This window comes from Nonomuraea sp. NPDC049400, from assembly GCF_044466425.1.
Classification (GTDB): domain Bacteria; phylum Actinomycetota; class Actinomycetes; order Streptosporangiales; family Streptosporangiaceae; genus Nonomuraea.
Genome location: NZ_JBITMP010000005.1, coordinates 254,124 through 273,937 on the forward strand (window position 1 = coordinate 254,124; position 19,814 = coordinate 273,937).

At 69.6% G+C, this 19,814-nt stretch carries 17 protein-coding genes; 6 read left to right on the top strand and 11 right to left on the bottom strand.

What is annotated here, in order from left to right; translation table 11 throughout:
- The first annotated feature begins 23 nt into the window (after positions 1-23).
- Both ACIBVN_RS09300 and ACIBVN_RS09305 read left to right on the top strand, forming a co-directional pair.
- The gene (locus ACIBVN_RS09300) at positions 24-509 is read left to right on the top strand and encodes a MarR family winged helix-turn-helix transcriptional regulator (RefSeq protein WP_397134367.1); all 486 of its coding nucleotides are present in this window, start codon (positions 24-26) and stop codon (positions 507-509) included.
- 111 nt (positions 510-620) lie between these two features.
- On the top strand, positions 621-1,751 hold the full coding sequence (locus ACIBVN_RS09305; RefSeq protein WP_397134369.1) for an epoxide hydrolase family protein: 1,131 nt from the start codon (positions 621-623) through the stop codon (positions 1,749-1,751).
- A gap of 196 nt (positions 1,752-1,947) precedes the next feature.
- Here ACIBVN_RS09305 and holA read toward each other — a convergent pair whose 3' ends face one another.
- The 4 genes from holA to ACIBVN_RS09325 all read right to left on the bottom strand — a co-directional run bounded on the left by holA (position 1,948) and on the right by ACIBVN_RS09325 (position 6,318).
- Positions 1,948-2,919 (bottom strand): DNA polymerase III subunit delta, encoded by a 972-nt coding sequence (holA, locus tag ACIBVN_RS09310; protein WP_397134371.1) that lies wholly within the window; start codon positions 2,917-2,919, stop codon positions 1,948-1,950.
- A gap of 259 nt (positions 2,920-3,178) precedes the next feature.
- Positions 3,179-4,669, bottom strand: a complete 1,491-nt coding sequence (locus tag ACIBVN_RS09315; RefSeq protein WP_397134373.1) for an MFS transporter — start codon at positions 4,667-4,669, stop codon at positions 3,179-3,181.
- A gap of 5 nt (positions 4,670-4,674) precedes the next feature.
- Positions 4,675-5,685: an aldo/keto reductase gene (locus ACIBVN_RS09320; RefSeq protein ID WP_397134375.1), complete on the bottom strand. Its 1,011-nt coding sequence runs from the start codon at positions 5,683-5,685 to the stop codon at positions 4,675-4,677.
- A gap of 30 nt (positions 5,686-5,715) precedes the next feature.
- Entirely contained in the window at positions 5,716-6,318 is a 603-nt protein-coding gene (locus ACIBVN_RS09325) for an NADPH-dependent FMN reductase (protein ID WP_397134377.1), read from the bottom strand.
- A gap of 114 nt (positions 6,319-6,432) precedes the next feature.
- Here ACIBVN_RS09325 and ACIBVN_RS09330 point away from each other — a divergent pair, with 114 nt between their 5' ends.
- The gene (locus ACIBVN_RS09330; protein ID WP_397134379.1) at positions 6,433-7,077 is read left to right on the top strand and encodes a TetR/AcrR family transcriptional regulator C-terminal domain-containing protein; all 645 of its coding nucleotides are present in this window, start codon (positions 6,433-6,435) and stop codon (positions 7,075-7,077) included.
- A 347-nt stretch (positions 7,078-7,424) separates the two neighbouring features.
- Here ACIBVN_RS09330 and ACIBVN_RS09335 read toward each other — a convergent pair whose 3' ends face one another.
- Positions 7,425-9,503 (bottom strand): ComEC/Rec2 family competence protein, encoded by a 2,079-nt coding sequence (locus tag ACIBVN_RS09335; protein WP_397134381.1) that lies wholly within the window; start codon positions 9,501-9,503, stop codon positions 7,425-7,427.
- 249 nt (positions 9,504-9,752) lie between these two features.
- Here ACIBVN_RS09335 and ACIBVN_RS09340 point away from each other — a divergent pair, with 249 nt between their 5' ends.
- Positions 9,753-10,061: a hypothetical protein gene (locus ACIBVN_RS09340; protein WP_397134383.1), complete on the top strand. Its 309-nt coding sequence runs from the start codon at positions 9,753-9,755 to the stop codon at positions 10,059-10,061.
- A gap of 349 nt (positions 10,062-10,410) precedes the next feature.
- Here the strand turns inward: ACIBVN_RS09340 and ACIBVN_RS09345 are convergent, their stop codons facing one another.
- The 3 genes from ACIBVN_RS09345 to ACIBVN_RS09355 all read right to left on the bottom strand — a co-directional run bounded on the left by ACIBVN_RS09345 (position 10,411) and on the right by ACIBVN_RS09355 (position 13,116).
- Positions 10,411-11,046, bottom strand: coding sequence for a helix-hairpin-helix domain-containing protein (locus ACIBVN_RS09345; protein ID WP_397134385.1), 636 nt, complete (start codon positions 11,044-11,046; stop codon positions 10,411-10,413).
- Between the two features lie 672 nt (positions 11,047-11,718).
- Positions 11,719-12,441, bottom strand: a complete 723-nt coding sequence (locus ACIBVN_RS09350) for a VOC family protein (protein WP_397134387.1) — start codon at positions 12,439-12,441, stop codon at positions 11,719-11,721.
- An 87-nt stretch (positions 12,442-12,528) separates the two neighbouring features.
- Positions 12,529-13,116 (bottom strand): PadR family transcriptional regulator, encoded by a 588-nt coding sequence (locus ACIBVN_RS09355; RefSeq protein WP_397134389.1) that lies wholly within the window; start codon positions 13,114-13,116, stop codon positions 12,529-12,531.
- Positions 13,117-13,271: 155 nt separating this feature from the next.
- On the opposite strand from ACIBVN_RS09355, the gene ACIBVN_RS09360 reads away from it, so the two are divergent.
- Positions 13,272-13,757, top strand: coding sequence for a serine hydrolase (locus ACIBVN_RS09360; RefSeq protein WP_397134391.1), 486 nt, complete (start codon positions 13,272-13,274; stop codon positions 13,755-13,757).
- A 634-nt stretch (positions 13,758-14,391) separates the two neighbouring features.
- Positions 14,392-15,054 carry a DUF4097 family beta strand repeat-containing protein gene (locus ACIBVN_RS09365; RefSeq protein WP_397134625.1) on the top strand — a complete coding sequence of 221 codons (663 nt, stop codon included), beginning with the start codon at positions 14,392-14,394 and terminating at the stop codon, positions 15,052-15,054.
- A gap of 356 nt (positions 15,055-15,410) precedes the next feature.
- On the opposite strand, the gene ACIBVN_RS09370 is transcribed toward ACIBVN_RS09365, so the two are convergent.
- From ACIBVN_RS09370 to hflX, 3 genes are all read right to left on the bottom strand, one after another.
- Positions 15,411-16,145, bottom strand: coding sequence for a DegV family protein (locus tag ACIBVN_RS09370; RefSeq protein WP_397134393.1), 735 nt, complete (start codon positions 16,143-16,145; stop codon positions 15,411-15,413).
- A gap of 505 nt (positions 16,146-16,650) precedes the next feature.
- Positions 16,651-17,859 (bottom strand): imidazolonepropionase, encoded by a 1,209-nt coding sequence (hutI, locus tag ACIBVN_RS09375; protein ID WP_349457070.1) that lies wholly within the window; start codon positions 17,857-17,859, stop codon positions 16,651-16,653.
- A gap of 518 nt (positions 17,860-18,377) precedes the next feature.
- Positions 18,378-19,796: a GTPase HflX gene (hflX, locus tag ACIBVN_RS09380; protein ID WP_397134395.1), complete on the bottom strand. Its 1,419-nt coding sequence runs from the start codon at positions 19,794-19,796 to the stop codon at positions 18,378-18,380.
- Between the last annotated feature and the right edge of the window lie 18 nt (positions 19,797-19,814).

Consider the following 19,814-nt stretch of genomic DNA (forward strand, 5'->3'; position numbering starts at 1 on the left):
CTCGCGGCCGTATGATCCGTTGCATGGAGGACTCGGTCGATCGCCACCTGGCCCGCTGGCGCGGCAAGGCCCCGTTCGACGAGCGGGTGGAGGCGATCGTGACGCGGCTGCAGGTCCTCGTCAAACACCTGGCCCACACCAAGGAGGCGGCGCTGAAGGAGGTGGGGATGCAGGACTTCGAGTTCGAGACGCTGCACCGGCTCGTCGCACGCGACGGCTCTGCCACCCCGTCCGAGCTGGCCGCCGACCTCCTGCTCTCCCCTGCCGGGATGACGGGCCGGCTGGACACCCTGGAGCGATCGGGCCTGGTACGGCGGGTGCGCAGCACGGAGGACCGCCGGCGGGTGGACGTCGAGCTCACCTCCAAGGGCCACGACCTCTGGATGGATGCGATGACGATCAGGGCGGAGGTGGAGGCCGACATGGCTAACGCCCTCTCGCCCGCCGACCAGGCCGTCCTGGACGGCCTGCTCAAACGGCTCCTGGTGAAGACGGAAACCGGCCGCTGACCTCGACGGCTCATGTCGGGATGAATACGATCTGCGCCGGTGATCCGATTGAGCGAGGCATGCCGCCGGTGGTAAGCCAGTCCAGGAATTTCCGATGATCGGAGGCAATACGTGGCCCAACCCCCCTTCCGCATCGAGGTGCCCGGCGAGGTGCTGGACGACCTGCGGGCTCGCTTGCGTGGGACCAGGTTCACGGACCGCAGCGGCGCGCAGCCCTGGCAGGCCGGAGCCGACCCCGCGTACCTGCGGGAACTCGTGGCGTACTGGGCGGAAGGGTTCGACTACCGCGCCCGGGAGGCCGAGCTCAACGCGCTGCCGCACTACCGGGAGCAGGGCCTGCACTTCGTACGGATCCCGGGGGCCGGCCCCGCGCCCATGCCGATCCTCCTCTGCCATGGATGGCCGAGCAGCTTCCTCGAGATGCTCCCCCTGGCGGCGCGCCTGGCCGATCCCGCCCGCCACGGCGGCGACCCGGCCGACGCGTTCGACGTCGTGATCCCGTCCATGCCGGGCTTCCTCTACTCCGACCTGCCGGCTGAGCCGCTCACGCGGGCCGCGATGGCGCATACGCTGCACACGCTGATGACCGACACCCTGGGGTACGAGCGGTATGCCGCCTTCGGCGGCGACATCGGCGGAGCGGCCATCCAGTGGCTCGCCGCGCTCTACCCCGCGGAGGTGGCCGGGATCCACTTGATCCATCCACCGTTCCCCGCCTCGCTGGAGGAGCCGCCGATGTCGGCGGAGGAGCAGGCGTTCGTGGCCGCGGAGGAGGCGTACGACGAGCTCGACGGCGGCTACAGCGCCATCATGGGGACGCGGCCCGACACCATCGCCGCCGCCCTGATCGACTCACCTGCCGGACTGGCTGCGTGGATAGTCGACAAATATCGGGATTGGAGCGACTGCCACGGCGACGTGGAGTCCCGCTTCGACCGCGACACGCTGCTCACGATCCTGACGCTGTACTGGGCGACCGGCTCGATCGGCACCTCGTTCAGGCAGTACTACGACTGGGAGCACAACACCCCTCGCCCACCGATCACGGTGCCGACGGCCATCACCCTCAGCCACGAGCCGTCGATGTCCGGCATCCCGCGCTCGATCGCCGAACGATCCTGCACCGACCTCCGCCACTGGAACGAAGCCGGACGCGGCGGACATTTCCTTGCGCTGGAGGAACCGGAGCTGATGCAGGAGGAGCTGACGACGTTCTTCCGCTCCCTCCGCCACACCGCCTGACCTCTCCCAGGGAGCAACCTCGCCCCACCGCCCCCATCCCCGGAGCCCGGGCGAAGCCGAAGTGCGCGCCTTCGGCCTCACCACCACCGGCACCCGGGCGCCCCACGCCGAAACCGCCACTTCCACCAACGCCGTGGCGCGGCACCCCGACGCTCATGCAAACCACACCGCACCGCGTCGAGGGATGGGCTGCCCGCTACCGCCCTGTGCGGCAGGCGACGATGACCTGCACCGTGTGCTCCAACGCGTAAGCCGGGTCCGCTCCCCCACCCTTGACCTGCTCGTCCGCACTGGCCACGGCCTGGATGGCCTTGGCCAGCCCCTCGGGCCCCCATCCGTTCAGCTGCCGCTTGACCCGATCCACCTTCCACGGCGGCATGCCGACATGGCTGGCCAACTGCCCGCCACGGAGGTTGCGGGGCGCGCTGCCGACCTTGGCGAGCGACCGCAGACCACCGGCGAGCGCACTCACCAGCAAGACAGGAGCGACCCCAGTGCCAAGCGCCCACCGCAACTGCTCCAGAGCGTCAGCCAGGCGCCCCTCGACAGCGGAGTCAGCCACGTTGAAGCCGGTCACCTCGGCCCGGCCCTTGTGGTAGCGAGCCACGGCGGCCGCGCCGATCGTCTTGTCCTCCGTGTCGAACACCAGCTGACTGCACGCCGCCGCCAGCTCCCGCAGGTCATTGCCCACGGCGTCGAGCAGCGCCTGAGCCGCATCGCCGGCAATGCCCCGCCCGGCCCGCTTGAACTCGCCCTTGATGAAGTCCAGCCGCTCCCCTGCCTTGGTGACCTTGTTGATCGTGACCACCTTGGCCCCGGCCTTCTTCACCCCGTCGACCAGCGCCTTCCCCTTCACCCCACCCGGGTGCGCCAGAACGAGCACGGTGTCGCCTGAGGGCTGCTTGGCGTAGGCGACGACCTCGGCGATGACGTCCTTCGCCAGATCCTGCGCCGAACGGATCACCACCACCGACCGATCGCCGAAGAGCGACGGCGAAGTCAGCTGCGTCAGCTCCCCGACCCCGACCTTCCCGCCGACGAGGTCATGCACGTCGGCCTCCGGATCAACGGACCGGGCCGCCGCGACGACACCGCTCACCGCCCGCTCGGCCAGCAGCTCCTCATCGCCGAGGACCAGGGTCACAGGTGCTGGATCGGTTCCCGCCATGTCAGGCAGCATGCCATGCGCCACCGACAACCTGGTACTCGAAGGTGCCCGTGGAGCACCATCGACGACCCGGCTCATGGAACGGCCCCCGTCGAGGCATCCTGGTAGCCCCAGGGACGGCGACGATGCAAACGTCGCGCCTCCTCGTGCGAGAGACGTTGCCGCTGACCGCCTGCTCGGCGGCGCCCTGGCCGGGACGGGCTCCGGCCCGGCGGGGGGATCGGGACCAGGCCCGCGATCCTGGCGTTCCTCCGGGTGGTCACCTCGCCCTTGCACGCGATGCGTGAGCCGGCATGACGGCCCGGTTTCTGGACGGGGCCAGCATGGCCCACACGATGGCGGCCGCGGCGGCGCAGCCGAGCGCCACGCACCACGACGTGACGTGCCAGGCCTCGGTGAACTGCAGGGCATGCCGCAACCGCTCTGGTCCGGCGAGTTCACCCGCGGCGATCCGCCGGGCGGCCGCGGCGTCGCCGGTCCGGGCCAGGAGCAAGGTGGTCAGAGCGGTGCCGAACAGGGTGGTGACCAACGTCGCGCCTCCGGCGCGAAGGGTGTTGAGCAGGCCCGTGGCCATGCCGATCCGCTCCTGCGCCACCTCGTTCATGGCCTGGGCGTCAACGGTGCCGATCACCAGTCCCATGCCGACGCCGATCGTGGCCAACGGTCCCAGCAGCCCGAGCAGGCCGATACCGGGATGCAGCACTGTGAGCCAGGCGTTTCCGACCGCGATCAGCAGCAGGCTGAGGGTGATCAACACCCGGGGCCGCAGCCCCCGGTTCACCAGATGGGCCCCGACCTGGGGCATGAGCAGGACCGGCGCGGTCAGCATGAGCATGGTGAGCCCGGCGCTCTCGGCGGACACGCCATTCACTCCCTGCAGGTAGGTGGGCAGGAACGTGGTCACTCCCGCAGGCCCGGCCGCGACGAACACGCAGGCCAGGCACCAGGCCATGAAGCGGCGTTCACGCAGCAGACCCAGGTCCAGCACGGGATTGCGGCTACGGCGCTCCACCAGCGCGAACATCACCAGCAGGAGCAGCCCTCCGGCGAGCGGGCCGAGCACGGCCGCGCTCGCCCATCCCGCCTCAGCGGCCTGGTTGGCGCCGAACATCACCAGCACGAGCCCACCGACGAGCGCGGCCGACCCGGCGACGTCCACCCGGGGCCTGGCGACCGCACGTGATCCGGCCATGAACGCGGAGCAGGCCCAGATGAGCAGGCCGGCGGCGGCAAAGGCGGCGAAGGTGGCGCGCCAGCCGAACGCGCCCACCAGCCATCCGGAAAGGGTCGGCCCGACCGCCATGCCCACCCCGGCCGTGCTGCCCATGGCCCCGAACGCCCGGGTCCGGGCGCGCCCGGTGAACGTGGCGCCCAGGATGGCGCCGCCGCCGGCCATCACCCCGGCGGCGCCGAGGCCCGACATCGTCCGCGCCACGTCCAGCAGCAGGATGTCAGTGGCCACGGCGCTGGTCAGGGCCCCTGCGCTGTAGGCGACGGCGCCGAGCGCGAAGACCCGGCGGCGGCCGAACAGGTCGCCCAGCGAGCCCGCCACCAGCATCACCGACGCGGCGGCCAGGAAGTACCCGACGACCACCCACTGAAGGGCGGCGCCGGAGGCGTCCAGGTCGGCACCGATGCGCGGCAGCGCGACAGTCGTGCCTGACATCAACATCGGCAGGACGAGGAAGCCGAGCAGCACCCCGGCCAGCGTCACGCCGGGATGCCCGCGGCGGGAGCGTGCTCCGGTCACCGCCCTCACCTGCCGTCGATCCTGGCGGACACCTCGCCGAACACCGGGCCGGCCTGGTCGAGGAAGTCGCCGGGGAAGCCGAGCGTGAAATCGGTGGACTCGTCCAGCCGCCGCACCGCGTCAGCGGGGAGGGCGAGGTCGAGGGCGCCGAGGGTGTCGCGGAGCTGCTCAGCGGTCCTGGCGCCGACGATCGGGTGCACGTACGGCGAGCGCGCCCGGGTCCAGGCGATCGCCACCTGGGCGGGGGTTGCGCCCAGGTCGTCGGCGACCTTCTGCACGGCCCGCGCGGCGATCTGCTCACGTGGGCCCATGGACTCGGGCGAGACGCGGGTCTTCGCCGTCGGGCCTCCGGGCCGGGTGAACGCACCCGACAGGACACCATGCGCGAGCGGCCCCCACGCGGCGACGGTCATGCCGAACGTCTCGGCCATGGGCAGCAACTCGCGCTCGATGTCGCGGTTGAGCACGCTGTAGGGCACCTGCAGGGCCGCGAACGGCGTCCAGCCGCGCAAGTCGGCGAGGGTGTTGGCGTGGGCGACGACCCAGGCGGGCGCGTCGGAGATGCCGATATAGAGGATTTTTCCGGCGCATATGGCGTCGTCCAGCGCCCGCATCGTCTCCTCGAGCGGGGTGTGCCGGTCCCACAAGTGCACCCAGTACAGGTCGAGATAGTCGGTACGCAGCCGCCGCAGGCTCTCCTCCAGCGACAGGACGAGGTTCTTGCGGTGGCTGCCGGCGGCGTTGGGGTCGCTGCCGTCACGTGAGACGGTGTACTTGGTGGCGACGACGAACCGGTCGCGGCGGCCCTGGAGAAACTCGCCGAGCATGCTCTCGCTCTGCCCGCCGCCGTAGAAGTTGGCCGTGTCGACGACGTTGCCGCCGGCATCGGCGTACACGTCCAGGATGCGCCGGGCGTCGTCACCCGAGGCCCCCAGCCCCTGCTCGCCGAAGGTCATCGCCCCCAGGAACACCTCGGAGACCCGCAGTCCGGTGCGGCCCAGCAACCGGTAACGCATGAGATCTTCTCCTTTCCACGGCCCCACACGTCAGGCGGGGACGGCGGCCTGGCGCAGCGGCTTGAGCGCGCCGGACCAGGCGATGACCTCGTCGAGCAACTGCACCAGGGTGGGCTCCTGGTGCGAGCCCGGCGCGATCACGCCGGGCTCGGTCGGGTCGCTGATCTCGAAGTCGGTGAAGGCCGACAGCGCCACCTGGGTACGGACGTTGGCGACCTGCACCTCGGTCATGGTCAGCCGCAGATGCTCCACGGCCCGGGTACCGCCGTGCATACCGTGGCTCACGAATCCGGCGGCCTTGTTGTTCCACTCCGCGAACAGGAAGTCGATCGCGTTCTTCAGCGCGGCGGGGAAGGAGTGGTTGTACTCAGGGGTGACGAAGACGAACCCGTCGAACGAGGCGATGGTCTCCGCCCACCTGGCGGTGTGCTCGTTGCGGTAGTCGCCGAACAGCGCGGGCACGGGCTCGTCGAGCACAGGCAGCCCGTATTCGGCGAGGTCGACGACCTCGAAGGCCGCCTGGCCGGCCGCGACGGCCGGGTGCCGGGCGGCGACCTCAGCGACCCAGCGGGCCACGACCGCGGTCCTGCGGCTGGGACGGGTGCTGCCAATGACGATGGCGATCCTGGTCATGGGTGTTTGCCTCTTCCATGTCGTTTCGGGTCATTCAAGAGCGGCATGAGGTAAAGTACAACGTGCATGGCAACAAGTAAAACGTTCACTGCAAAAAAGGTGAAGGGGTTGGGGATGAGCAGGGGAAACGCCACGACGTCACGTCCGCGCGGAGGGTTGGCCGACAAGCGCCGGGCGATCCTGGCCGGCGCTCTGACGGTGTTCGCACGTGACGGCTACACCCGTGCCAGCATCGACTCGATCGCGGCCACAGCCGGCGTGTCCACGCGTACCATCTACAACCACTTCGCCGACAAGACCGAGCTCTTCCAGACCGTCATCCAGGAGAGCGCCGGCCGGGCCGCCGCGTTCCAGGTCGCGATCATCGACCGCCACCTGCACAAGATCACCGACCTGGAGTCGGACCTCGTCGAGTTCGGCCGCGCCTTGACCCGGCCGGTGACCTCCGAGCACGCCGAGCACTTCGCCCTGGTCAGGCAGATCAACGCCGAGGCGGGACATATCCCGCAGGCCGTCATCGACGTCTGGCAGGAGACTGGGCCGCTCCGGGTCCGCCGCGAGCTCGCCGGCCATCTACGGCAGTGGGCGGACCGGGGCCTGCTGCACGTCGATGATCCCGATCGAGCAGCCGTGCACCTGCTGCTGCTGATCTCCGCGAGCAACCCCTCCTTGCCGGGAGCCGTCCCCGACGATCGGGAGATCGACGAGATGGTCAGGTCGGGGGTCCGCGCTTTCCTGCACGGATATCTCCCGCGCTGACGGAACCGGACGCGATCACTCGCAGGCACCCGGCCAACAAACCCGCACGATCACCGCAGAGACCCCGCCAACAGAACGCCCACAACCACCGCAGCCACCCAAAGCTCCAGATAATCCCCAAAACACCGCAGACACCGAGCCAACAGAACGCGCACAACCACCGCAGGCCTCTGGTCGACAGAACACGGCCGACTCGACCCGGTAGATCACGAGCCCTCGCCCAGGTGGACAAACCCGGGTGGACGACCGGGAAGACGACCCGGGCGGGCTCCTGTGCGCTCGTGGCGTCGGAGTCCCGCACGAGAGGCACGGGCGTCGGGCGTCGGGTCGCCGTGCCTCGAGGCGGATTAAGGACCGCGTGGGACCACTGCCATCCGCCCTTGCCTCTCCACAATGGCGAGGTCGCCGGACTGGTCGGTCCGGTAGACGGTTGCCCCCAGCCGGCGCAGGACGGTGAGCGTGGACAAAGCGGGATGGCCGTAGTCGTTGTCGGCCCCCACGCTGATCAGAGCCACCCGCGCGCCGACGGCCGAGAGAAATGCCGGGGATTGCCTGTTCGATCCGTGGTGCGGAGTCTTGAGGATGTCAGCCCGCAGCACCACCTGCCGCGACAGCTCTTCCTGCGCCTCCGTTTCCAGATCACCACTGAGCAGGACAGACCCGGATCGCCAGCGCACGTGGACGACCACGCTGGAGTTGTTGATCGCGCTGCCCTCGCCGTACCCGTTCGTCTCGCTCTGAGCGGGGTCGGGGGCGAGCACTGTCAGCTCGGACGGGCCGAATCGCCAGCGGGTCCCCGGCGAGGCCGTCCATTCCGGTATGTGGTGCTGCGCCAGCATGGCCGAAACGTGAGCGCTGGAACGAGCGCCTGTCCGTTGCGGGCTGACGACCACGGCTCCGACGCGCCGGTTCCTGAGCACGCCGGGGAGGCCGTCCACGTGGTCGGCATGCGGGTGGGTGAGGATCAGCAGGGGTACGTCGTCAATGCCGACCCTGCGCAGGCACCGGTCCATGGCGACCGGGTCGGGCCCGGTGTCGACCACGACACCTCGCCCCGGTCCCGCCGCCACGACAAGACCGTCCCCCTGGCCGACATCGCACATCACCATCAGCCAGCCCCCGGGCGGCCACGCCCCGGCGAGGGGCCGGATCACCAGCACCGTCACCAAGGCAGCACCGGCCACCGTCAGCGCCACCGGCCTCCAGGCACGCCGCCGCAGGATCGGGATCGCGACCGCCACCGCGACCAGGAGCAACCCCAATCCCGGAAGGCCGCCAGGCCACGGCACGGTGGCGAAGGGCAGGTTGACCGCCCAGCTGGCCACCGTGACGATCCACCCGACGGCGTAACCCGCCGGAATCACCAGAAGCCTGGCCCCCTCCGGCCATACGGGCGCCACCAGAGCGGCGCCGAACCCGAGCAAAGTCGCAGGCGCCACCGCCGGAGCCACGAGCAGGTTGGCGACCACCGCGACGGGGGTCAGTTGTCCCGACATCAGCACGAGAACGGGTGTCACCGCTACCTGAGCGGCCACCGGCACTGCAACAGCCTCGGCCATCCAACGCGGCAACCGGCATGACACCTTGGCACCGCCGCCATCCGATGACACACCACTCTCGTGACACCGATGACCTTCGCGTTCCCGGGCCAGACCACAGTCCCGCGGCGAACCGCCCTCGTCTCTCGGCGATGACAGGCGGTCGCGCCAGCGTGGGGCGAGGATGAGGATTCCGGCGGTGGCCGCGACAGAAAGGGCGAAGCCGTACGAACGGGCCAGCTCCGGGGCGAACAGCACCAGGAGGAGGACCGTTGCCGACAGGGCCGCCAGACCGTCCTTCGAGCGGCCGGTGCCCAGAGCGATGGCTGCCGCCAGGCCCATGAGGAGGGCACGGAGGACGCTCGGGGATGGGCGAGCGACCACAGCGAACGCGAGCATCGCGATGGCGGCGAAGACAGCTCTTAGAGGGAGGGAGAGGCCGAGGAGACGGGAGAGGGCGAGGGCAGCGCCTGCAACGATTGCCAGGTTTGCACCGCTTACGGCGTTCAAGTGGCTCAGGCCGGCCTCCTTGAGGTCGGCCGCGACCTGAGGGTCCATGCGCGAGACGTCGCCGACGACCAAGCCCGGCAGGAGGCCTCGTTGGTCGGCGGGGAGGGCGTCGGCGGCGGCTCGCAGGCCCGCTCTGAGGGCACCCGCCGCCGTCTGGATGCCGGACGGGGGTGTCAGGACTCGGGGTGAGCCTTGCACCAGGAGGATGGCTGCAACGAGGTCGCCCGGACTCGGCCCGGCCAGGCGACCGGTGACTTCGAGGCGCTGGCTGGGGAGAAAGGTGCTCCAGTCGTGTCCGTTGGCGAAGACAGTGATGGGGACGTTGACGGTCTGCCGGGTACCGGCTGTGTGGATGAGCTCCAGGGTGGCTGGGGTCACGTAGCTCTCTTGGTTGAAGTGGCCGCTTTTGTTTTGTCTCTTTTTGGGGTCGTCTGTTAGGGCGATCTGGGCCTTTACGGAGGTGTTCTTCTTGGCCAAGTCGGCTGCGGGGCCGGTGGTCAAGGCGTGGACTCGGAAGGCGACCGACGCCGCGGCTGCGGCGGCGCAGATGAGCGTGGCGATGATGATGTTGCGCCATGGAGCTAGGTGAGCTGGTCGTCGTGCCACCCATCGAGGTGGTGTGCTTGTGTGCTGCTCCGCCTGGTCGGCCTGGTCGGCCTGGTCGAGGTGGTCGAAGTGTTCGGTCTGGTCGATCTCGTCGATCTGGTCGAGGTGGTCGAGGTGATCGAGAGGTGCGGGCCAAGGTCGTCGCCACGTCCGATGGTCTGGGGTGTTTGCCTTCCGTGCGGGTCGGTCGGTGTCACTCCTCCTTCGCCACGCCACGGACTGGGCGCGCCACCGTACGGGCCGGGCGCGCCAGGAGACGGCCATGGCGGTCAGGGCTGCGGAGATGGCGACGATCAGGCCTGTGCGGGCGGAGCACCCGAGCAGGGTTAGGGCACTCGCCCAAGCGGCCAGCGCGGGGAGGATGAGGGGCCAGGCCTGCTCACGCCTACCGCTGTCCTGGACGGCATGGGTTCCGGCGTCCAGGACGGTGCCGGTTCCGCCGCCCCGACCGACGCCACTTCCACCGCCCAGACCGATGCCACTCCCGCTGCGCTGAGCAGTGCCGCTTCCACCGCCTTGACCGATGCCACTTCCGCCACCCCGACCGATGCCGCTTCCGCTGCGCTGGGCGGTGCCGGTTGCTCCGGGATTCGTGTCGTTCCCGTCGTCAGCCCGGTCGCCGTCGAATGGAGTGTTGTCGTTGTGCAGGCTCGTACGCGCTGGACGGGTGGTGGCCATGTCAGACGCGGACCCTTGCCTTGAGCTCGTCGAACTTTCGTGGGCCTATTCCGCTCACTTCGCGTAGCTGCTCGACCGTGGCGAAGCCGCCGTGGGCGTTGCGGAACTCGGCGATGCGGGCTGCCAGGACCTCCCCTACTCCTGGAAGTTGTTCGAGCTGGTCCGTCGTGGCGGAGTTGAGGTCGAGAACGGCGGAGACGGCCGGGTCCGTGATGGGCGAGCCGGGGGCCGCCTGGCCGGCGGCGCCGCCTACGACTATCTGCTCGCCGTCGATCAGGCGTCTGGCGAGGTTGAGCGAGCCGGTGGAGGCGCCGCGTGACACGCCCCCTGCTGCCGTCACGGCATCCGTGACTCGGGAGCCTGAAGGGAGTTGGTAGACGCCGGGTTTGTGGATCTTGCCAGTGACATGGACAGTCACTTTGGCCGCGGATGTCGGTGATGGCGTGGTGTGTGCGGCGATCGGGGTGGGGGGCGGCAAGGGCTCTGGTGAGGGCTGGGCGCGCCAGAGGAAGAAGGCGGCGATGGCTGCGGCCAGCGCGCCCACGGCCAGCAGGACCCGGAGGCCGGGCTTGCCTGGGTCGAGGGCTGGGGCCTGGGCGGCGATGGCTGCGCGGAATGCCGGAAAGGAGGGTGGCATGGGGGCGGGCCTGCCGCTCTTTCGGTGAGATGGGATTGAAGCGTTTGGGTGCCGTTCGCGGCTTTCGTGGGATGTGGGTGAGGTGGCGTCGTCCCACCCACGTCTCGCAGGCGATGTGGCCACGGCGACATCTGAGCCGGCGATGACGTCCCAGCGGCTTCCCTCCTGAGGCCGCCCGGCCTGGCGGCCACCCTCCTGGGGGGTGTACGGGGGCCGTCCAGCCTGGCGGCCTCTTCCCCGAGGCTCAGGTGGAACGTCGTGGCCTTTCGGCCGGGCCTCGGCCGGCTCGCTCGCGCCACCGGCGCGCCGACCGAGAGAGTGGCGGGAGCGGCGGGAAGGCGCGTTGATCGACCGTAGCCGGGACTCGGCTATGGTCCGCTCTGCCATGGGGTCGGGGGTTCGCACGGCAGTGAACGTAAGTCCTCAGCGGCCATCGTCGAGGTCCCGAATCGCGTTCTGGGGATGGGGCAGGCGACGAGCGAGAGCGCTGTGGACAACCGACCTGGGATCCCAGCGGGGGGTGCGCGGGCCGTCCGCCCGCAAAGGTCCCGGTAGCACTCGCGGAAAATCCCCTTCTTCTCCGCGCCATGGCATGTCGTCTGGGAGCAGATCATGGTTCTGATCAGCGCCGGAGTCCGGTCTTTGCCCGCGGCGGTCCGGGACCGGGGTAAGTCAGGGCCGCAGAACGGCCTCCATGTCGTCGAGTGCGGCCAGGGTGTCGGCGAGCTTGTCACGGTCGGCTTCGGAGAGGGCGAGCGCGCGTGCCCGAGCGAGGACGTCGCCGGCGGCGGCGGGGTCCTCGGCGCGGAGCGCGAGCTCGGCGCGGTAGGCCAGCGCCTGGAGCAGCTCGGCCGCCGTCGCGGTGTCCTTGTCGCGTTCCAGGGCCGCGTCCAGGATCTGGGCCGCGCGTACGTGCTTGCCATGGGAGTCGCCCATCACGACCGCCCTGTTCAAAGTCGTGGTGAGCTTGCCGGAGGCCGCCTCTTTCTGGGCGGGCGCGGGTTTGGCGGCCATGATCCTGATCCAGTTTCCGCCAGGGTCGATGACGGTGAATCCGGAATGGTTCTCGGCGTTCTTGCGCTTTCGGGGCCGGGTCATCCGGGGGATCCCGGCGACCAGCAGTTTGCCGTGGGCCTCGCGCATGCCCGCAGCGAACGCCTCGAAGAGCTCCCCGGTGTCGGGCACGATGACCACGCAGGTCCCGTAGGAGTCCTCGGGCTTGAAGCCCTCTGGCATGCCGAAGAAGTCCAGCTGGAGGTCTTCGCGTTTGAGCGAGACGTACGGGTTCGGGCGGACCTGGTAGTAGATCCGGGTGAAGCCCAACATGGTGTAGAACTCGACGATCTCATCGATGTTCCGGCAGGGAAGCAACGGTATGGCGATCTCGTTGGCCATGGGGTCTCCGTTCCGATGAGGTGGGCTGCTGTGGTCGGCGGGGCCATCGCGGCCGCCCGGCCCCAGAGGCGGTAAGGCGTGGGGCCGCTATTCGACTTGCTGCGCGGGTGCAGGGTCCTCGCCGGCCATGGTGAACGCGCCCTCTTCCAGGCGGCGGATCAGCCGGTGGGTCCATCGGGCGCCGGTGTCGGCGGTGGTCAACCACAGGGACAGGACCTCGCCTATCGGCCCCCATGTGTCCAGATCGGTATCCGCAGGCAGGTGCGAGGTGATGCTCGTGCGCCACTCGTGCATCGCGTGGGCTCGCTCGCGCAGCATCTGCAGGGCACGCTGGCGGGGAAGGTCCTCGATCAGGCCGACGGCAGCGCCCAGCACGTCAAGGCTCGGCTCGCGGTCGGCGAGGGCCTGGCTCAGGAGGGTGAAGTACTCCTGTTCGCCTTTGTCGGTCAGCTCATACTCGATCCGCGGCGGGCCCCCGGCTTCCGAGGGGACCGTCTCGTGCGTCACCAGCAGGCCCTGGCGGGCCATGCTCTTGAGAGCGTGGTACACCGATCCCGACGTGGCCGTGGACCACTCGTGCGCACCCCACGACTCAAGATCCGCACGGACCTGGTAGCCGTGTGCGCGTCCGCGCCTACGCAGCGCTCCCAGCACCAGCAGCCGTACCGACTTCATCAAACCTCCTGGCTTCGTCTAGCCAAGTTTGGCTAGCCTTGGGGCATGGTATCGCCGATCCCCTCTCTAGCCAAATTTGGCTAGCTCAGGCGTGACCAACTACGTGCTGGCCAAGCTGCTGATTGAGAAGGTCACCGGCTCCTACGAAAAGGGAGATGAAGCGGCGGATCCTGCAGCCGCTCAAGCTGCGGCACACCGAGCTGCCGGGTGCCCGGACGGACATCCGTGGGCCGCACGCCCACGGCTACCACCGGTATGAGGACGCCCCCGGCCAGTGGAAGGTGGTCGACGTCAGCCGCCAGAACCCCACCTGGATCTCCGCCGCCGGGGACATGATCTCGACCACCGAGGATCTCCAGACGTTCTTCTCCGCACTGAACAGCGGCAAGCTCATCTCGGCCCGGCTGCTGGCCGAGATGCGCAAGCCGCACCCCAAGAGCGACGCCCTCTACGGCCGCTACGGCCTCGGGGGTGTGGGTACAGGACATGGGCCCGAACTGCGGCGGCACCGTCCTCAACCACAACGGCAGCAACAATGGCTATGCGGCGCTGATGTACAGCACGCCCGACGGCAAGAAGACCATGACTGCCTCGATCACGGGCGGGGACGCCGCAGTCGATCAAGCGAAGGTGTTCCCTGAGGCACTGAACCAGCTCCTCAATCAGGTGTTCTGCGGCGGAAAGGCCGCGAGCTGACGGGGCCGAGCAGACTCAGTAGAGACGGGGCCGAGCAGGCACAACCGGTCGACGAACCCGTCGGGGACGTCGAAGCCGGCCAAGGGATCGCCTGCTCGGGCGTGGGATGCGTCGTCGTTGCAGGCCAAGAGCGTCGGCGCGCTCCTCACGCCAGCGATCAGGAACCACCTCATCAAAATCGCGTTTTCGCAGGCAGCAATCGTCCCGAAACATCGAGGCAGTCCCGACCGCGCCGGCGGCCGATATCGATGCCGCGGTGACGCTGCTGCCGGCCGCGCACCGCCCGCGGCACCATCGTGCCTGGGCCGAGAACCACTTTCACTACGCGGCCACGGTGGTCATGCCCGGCCGGCTGCTTCCCGCCGTATGTCAGCGGCGGCGTCAGGACGGCGACAGCCCGGTATCAGCGCGGTCGGCGATGGTGGACGCCATGAACGGTTCAGCGATGCGGCCTCGGGGCCGCGAACTGGGCCGCGCAGAACTCACCCCCGAGCCTTGTGCGGCGCTCATGGAATGCCATGAGCGCCACGCCGGGCCGGGCCTCGCAAGATCGAAACAACGCAGCACAAGGAGCACATGATGCACAAGTTCGACACCCCCGCCCCGATCTCCGCCGTCCTGGACATCCCCGCGGGACGCGTGCAGTTCATCGCCGCCGACCGGGCCGACACCGCGGTCGAGATCCGGCCCGCGAACGCCGCAAAGAGCCGCGACGTGAAGGCAGCCGAGCAGACCACGGTCGAATACGCCGACGGCGTCCTGCGGATCGAGACCCCGGTGAAGAACCAGTACCTCGGCCCGTCCGGATCCATCGAGGTGACGGTCGAACTGCCCGCCGGCTCCCACATCGAGGCCAAGGCGGCCAGCGCCGAACTCCGGACCGTCGGCCGCCTCGGCGACGTCGCCTTCGAAGGCGCGTACAGCCAGATCAAGCTCGACGAGACCGCAAGCCTCCGCCTCACCGCGACCGACGGCGACGTCGAGGTCGGCCGGCTGGGCGGCCCGGCGGAGATCAGCACCGCACGGGGCGACATCCGGATCGCCGAGGCCACCGGCGACAAGGTCGTGCTCCGCACCCAGTCCGGCGACATCTCGATCGCCGCCGCGGGCGGAGTCTCGGCGACCCTGGACGCCGGCACCAGCCACGGCCGCATCACCAACGCCCTCAAGAACGACGGCACCGCCGGACTCGACATCCACGCCACCACCTCCAACGGCGACATCACCGCCCGCAGCCTGTGACCCACGGCCTCGGGGTCACGGAAATTTGGCACGGAATCCGGCGTTAACGCGACTCACGCAGGTCAGCGAGCACCCTGCGTTTCCTCTCTTCCGATCGCGCTTACGCCGGATTCCGTTCGGATTCACATGCCGGTGTTGGTCGCGCAGGCTGCGCACCCTGTCTCCTTGCCGGCTCCAAGGGTGACGGCCCGTTCGAGATGCCGAGCTTACGGCCGAAGGTTGGTGTACTCCAGGTCGCGCGCGATCGCGGGAGCTCCGTCGCACTGCCACTCCCCCAACACCCGCACCACGTCACCGAGCCCGTCCTCGGCCCGCCCCACCGGACCCGTTCGATCACGAGGCTGAACGTCAAGGAGCTAAAAGTCGCACGACATGACGGTGAGGCCGAGCGTGCCGGGGCCCACGTGGGCGCCGATCACCGCCCCGAGTTCCACCACCCGCAGCTCCACCAGACCGGCCAGCCGCTTCGGCAGGCGCTCTGCCAGTGCCTCGGCCCGTTCCCTTGCTCCCAAGTGCTGCACGGCCACCTCCACAGGCCCCTCCCCCGCCGCACGGACGGCCAGGTCCTCCAGGCGGGCGATGGCGCGTGACGACGTGCGGACCTTTTCCAGGAGTGAGATGTGGCCGTCCACGATGTGCAGCAATGGCTTGATCATGAGGGCCGAGCCCACGAGGGAGGCGGCGGTGCCGATGCGGCCGCCGCGCCGCAGGTAGTCGAGGGTGTCGACGTAGAAGAACGTCTGGGTGGTTTCCATGCAGCGGCGGGCGGCCGATGTCACCGCCTCCAGGGAGGCGCCGCTCGCGGCAGCGCGGGCGGCGGCCAGGACGGGGTAGCCGAGGCCCATGGCGATCGAGCGGCTGTCGATGACTTCCACCGGAACGGGTGCCTGGGCGGCGGCCGTCAGGGCGGACTCGACGGTGCCCGAGAGCTCTCGGGAGAGGTGGATCGAGACGATCCCGGTCGCGCCTGAGGCAGCCAGGGAGGAGTAGCAGGAGGCGAAGCTTTCCGGCGAGGGGCGGGAGGTGCTGGCGGAGGCGAGGTCGCCGATGAAGGAGCCCGCATCGCGGCGGTAGCCGCCGCCCGAACGCACTCCACGCACTCCGTCGTTGCCGGATCCCCCGTTGTCGGTCCTCTCGGTGCCGGATCTCCCCGTGCTGGTCCTCTCATGGTGGGGCGCGCCGCTGTGGGGAGAGCTCTCGTGGGCGGGCCCACCGCCCGTGGGCTGGACCCGGTCCCAAGGCTCAGCCCGGCCCAAAGGCTCGGCCTCGCCCGAGGGACGCTCGTCCGACGGTGCACCGCCGATCCCGAAGCCGTCTGTCCCGGAGCCGCCCGTCCCAGAGCCGTCTGTCCCGGAGCCGTCTGTCCCAGAACCGCCCGTCCCAGAACCGCCCGTCCCGGAGCCGCCGATCCCAGAGCTGCCGATCCCGAAGCGGGGTTCCTCAGAGAAAGCGCCGTCGATCCGGAACGAGGGCTCGTCGTACGACACACCCCCGGCGATCACCTGTACCGGCACCACGATGACACCCGGCACAGGCGGCAGATAAGCCGTCGAATCAGTGACAACAGCGACCAAGGGCGGCATAACCCGAGACTAGCTACTGAACGGGCGTCCCACCCCGCCACACCCGGCGCGGCTTCAGGCCGAAGGACCAGGCGAAGGCGCCCTCGTGGTCGGCGTCCCACTGCACGATGTCCGCCAGCCGGCCCGGCGCGAGGACGCCGCGGTCGGGAGCGCCCAGGACGGTGGCGCCGCCGAGGGTGGCCGCGCGCAGGGCGTCGTTGACGCTCATCCCGAACGCCGACACCGCCATGGCGATGACCAGGGACATCGAGGTGATGCCGCAGTAGCCGGGGTTGTGGTCGCTGCCGAGGGCGATCTGCACGCCGTGCTTGATCATCTGGCGGACCGGCGGGAGGTGGCCGCGCTGGAGGGCGGTGGCCGGGCAGACGACGGCGGGCACGCCGTAGCGGGACATGATCGCGATGTCCTCGTCCGACATGTGGTGCAGCCCGTCGGCGGAAGCGCAGCCGAGCTCGGCGGCCAGTTGGACGGCGCCGCGGCGGCTGAAGATGCCGGCGTGGATGCGCGGCAGCAGGCCGACGTTGCGCCCCGAGGCGAGCACCCAGCGGGACTCCTCGGTGGTGAAGTGGCCCTCGTCGCAGTAGACGTCGACGCTGTCGGCGCCCGCCGCGGCGGCGTCGGCGCACCAGGCGCCCACCGCCTCGACGTATTCGCGCTGCCGCCCGAAGTACTCGGGCGGCACGACGTGCGCAGCCAGGAAGGTGACGTGCACCCGCGGCATCATCGGCTCCTTCTCCAGCTCGCGCAGGAGCCGGACGTCGGCCAGTTCGCCGTCGCGGGTGAGGTGGTAGCCGGTCTTGGCCTCGACCGTGGTGGTGCCGCTGAGCAGCCAGCCGCGCAGCCGCTCGCGCACGCCGTTGCAGAGGGTCCACGGGTCGGTGCCGCGCGTCACGGTGACGGTCGAGCCCACGCCGCCGCCCGCCGCGGTGATCGAGGCCGAGGTGGAGCCGCCGGTGCGGATGGCCAGCTCGGCGTAGCGGTTGCCGGCGTAGACGGGATGGGTGTGGGCGTCGATGAGACCGGGCGTGACGAGCGCGCCGCCCAGGTTTTCGACGTGGTCGACGTCGACGATGTCGTCGACGACTCCAGGCACGCTCTGCGGCAGGTCGGGCGCCCGCCCGACCCACGCGATGCGGTCGTTGTGGACGAGGATGGCCGCGTTGCTGAGGACCTCGTTGCCGGTCCAGAGGCGGCCGATGTTGGTCAGCAATCGAACGGTCACCGCATCACCGCCCTGCGTGATTCCCCACCCGCGCACCGGCATGAGTGCAGCGCACAGCGCACGGCCTGTGCCGCGCCCACTGAGTCCGCTCCGGGTCCGGACGACATGGGGGGTCTCCTGCTCTCATCCGCATTGGTTGTGCGGTGACCGTATCGCCGGAGCCATGATCCAGCGATTTCAGTTCAGTTACGTTATTTCACAGCCGGGCTCGCTGTACAGGGTTATTCGGAAGAAAGACCACTGATCCCAACCGTCACCCAGCTCTACGTCGCCCCCACGGCCCCCGTTGACGACTTCGACACCTACAGTCATCGTCCGAAACCTAGAACCCGAAAAACCAGAAAACCCGCCGATGGGTTTGGCCAATGGTAGCAACCCCAGGGTCCAAGGACCACTGACGCTTTTGGGCAGGCATGCGTACTTTGCGGCGACAGTCACCCTCACCAAAGGCGACTTCGCGCCGGGCGTCCCCACCATACCTCGCTGATGAGGCCGCCCGGCCATGAACAGCCCAGGGGCTAGGAGACGCGCTCCACGGGCTTGCCCACCCGCTCCAGCTCCTGCCACAGGCTGGGCAGCACGCGGGCGTGCAGGATCGTGCCGTCCGCCACGTGGTCCACGGAGAGCACCTCACCCTCCTTGTGCGCCCGGGAGATCAGATCCCCCCTGTCGTACGGCACCAGCAGGTGAACCTCGTGATCCAGCCGAGGCAGCTCCCGCTCGATGACCGCCATCAGCTCGGGAATGCCGCGACCGGTCCGCGCCGACACCACGACGCTGTCGCGCTCGCGCCGCATGATCCGGTCGATCACGTCCTGATCGGCCGCGTCGGCCTTGTTGATCACGACGATCTCGCGTACGTCCGAAGCGCCGTCGATGTCGGCCAGCACCTCGCGTACGGCGGCCAGCTGCCCCTCGGGGTCGGGGTGCGAGCCGTCCACCACGTGCAGGATCAGGTCGGCCTCGGCCACCTCCTCCAGCGTCGAGCGGAACGCCTCGACGAGCTGGTGCGGCAGGTGCCGCACGAAGCCCACGGTGTCGGCGATCGTGAAGAGCCGGCCTTCCGGCGTGCGCGCCCGGCGCACGGTCGGGTCGAGGGTGGCGAACAGCGCGTCCTCCACCAGCACGCCCGCCCCCGTGACCCGGTTGAGCAGCGAGGACTTGCCCGCGTTGGTGTAGCCCGCGATGGCCACGGCCGGAACCTCGCGCCGCTGGCGCTGGTAGCGCATGGTGTCACGCGAGGTGGACATGCCGCTGATCTGGCGGCGCAGCTTGGCCATGCGCTCGCGGATGCGGCGGCGGTCCAGCTCGATCTTGGTCTCACCGGGGCCGCGGCCGCCGATGCCGACGCCGCCCGCGGCGCGACCGCCGACCTGCCTGGACAGGTTGCCACCCCAGCCGCGCAGGCGGGGCAGCAGATATTGCAGCTGTGCCAGCTCGACCTGGGCCTTGCCCTCGCGGCTCTTGGCATGCTGGGCGAAGATGTCGAGGATCAGCGCGGTGCGGTCGATGACCTTGACCTTGACCGTCTCTTCGAGCTGGCGGAGCTGGCCGGGGGCCAGCTCGCCGTCGCAGATGACGGTGTCGGCGCCGGTCGACTCGACCACGTCGCGGAGCTCGAGGGCCTTGCCGGAGCCGATGTAGGTGGCCGGGTCCGGCCTCTGGCGGCGCTGGATGAGCCCGTCGAGCACTTGCGAGCCGGCCGTCTCGGCCAGGAGCTTGAGCTCGAGCAGGGAGTTTTCCGCGTCCTCCACGGTGCCGGAGGTCCAGACGCCGACGAGGACGACCCGTTCCAGCCGCAGCTGCCGGTACTCGACCTCGGAGACATCCTGGAGTTCGGTCGAGAGGCCCGCCACGCGGCGCAGCGCCTGGCGCTCCTCGAGGTCCATGTCGCCGTTCTCGAACTCGTCGAAGTCGAGTGCGGAGTTATCGTGCATACGTGTCATCTCTATTAG

Bases quoted from the DNA above. Each gene is read 5' to 3' on its own strand.
- ACIBVN_RS09360 (WP_397134391.1), top strand. From the start codon at position 13,272: ATGAAGCGGCGGATCCTGCAGCCGCTCAAGCTGCGGCACACCGAGCTG.
- ACIBVN_RS09365 (WP_397134625.1), top strand. From the start codon at position 14,392: ATGCACAAGTTCGACACCCCCGCCCCGATCTCCGCCGTCCTGGACATC.
- ACIBVN_RS09330 (WP_397134379.1), top strand. From the start codon at position 6,433: ATGAGCAGGGGAAACGCCACGACGTCACGTCCGCGCGGAGGGTTGGCC.
- ACIBVN_RS09320 (WP_397134375.1), bottom strand. From the start codon at position 5,685: ATGCGTTACCGGTTGCTGGGCCGCACCGGACTGCGGGTCTCCGAGGTG.
- hflX (WP_397134395.1), bottom strand. From the start codon at position 19,796: ATGCACGATAACTCCGCACTCGACTTCGACGAGTTCGAGAACGGCGAC.
- ACIBVN_RS09345 (WP_397134385.1), bottom strand. From the start codon at position 11,046: ATGCCACCCTCCTTTCCGGCATTCCGCGCAGCCATCGCCGCCCAGGCC.
- holA (WP_397134371.1), bottom strand. From the start codon at position 2,919: ATGGCGGGAACCGATCCAGCACCTGTGACCCTGGTCCTCGGCGATGAG.
- ACIBVN_RS09355 (WP_397134389.1), bottom strand. From the start codon at position 13,116: ATGAAGTCGGTACGGCTGCTGGTGCTGGGAGCGCTGCGTAGGCGCGGA.
- ACIBVN_RS09300 (WP_397134367.1), top strand. From the start codon at position 24: ATGGAGGACTCGGTCGATCGCCACCTGGCCCGCTGGCGCGGCAAGGCC.
- ACIBVN_RS09350 (WP_397134387.1), bottom strand. From the start codon at position 12,441: ATGGCCAACGAGATCGCCATACCGTTGCTTCCCTGCCGGAACATCGAT.
- ACIBVN_RS09325 (WP_397134377.1), bottom strand. From the start codon at position 6,318: ATGACCAGGATCGCCATCGTCATTGGCAGCACCCGTCCCAGCCGCAGG.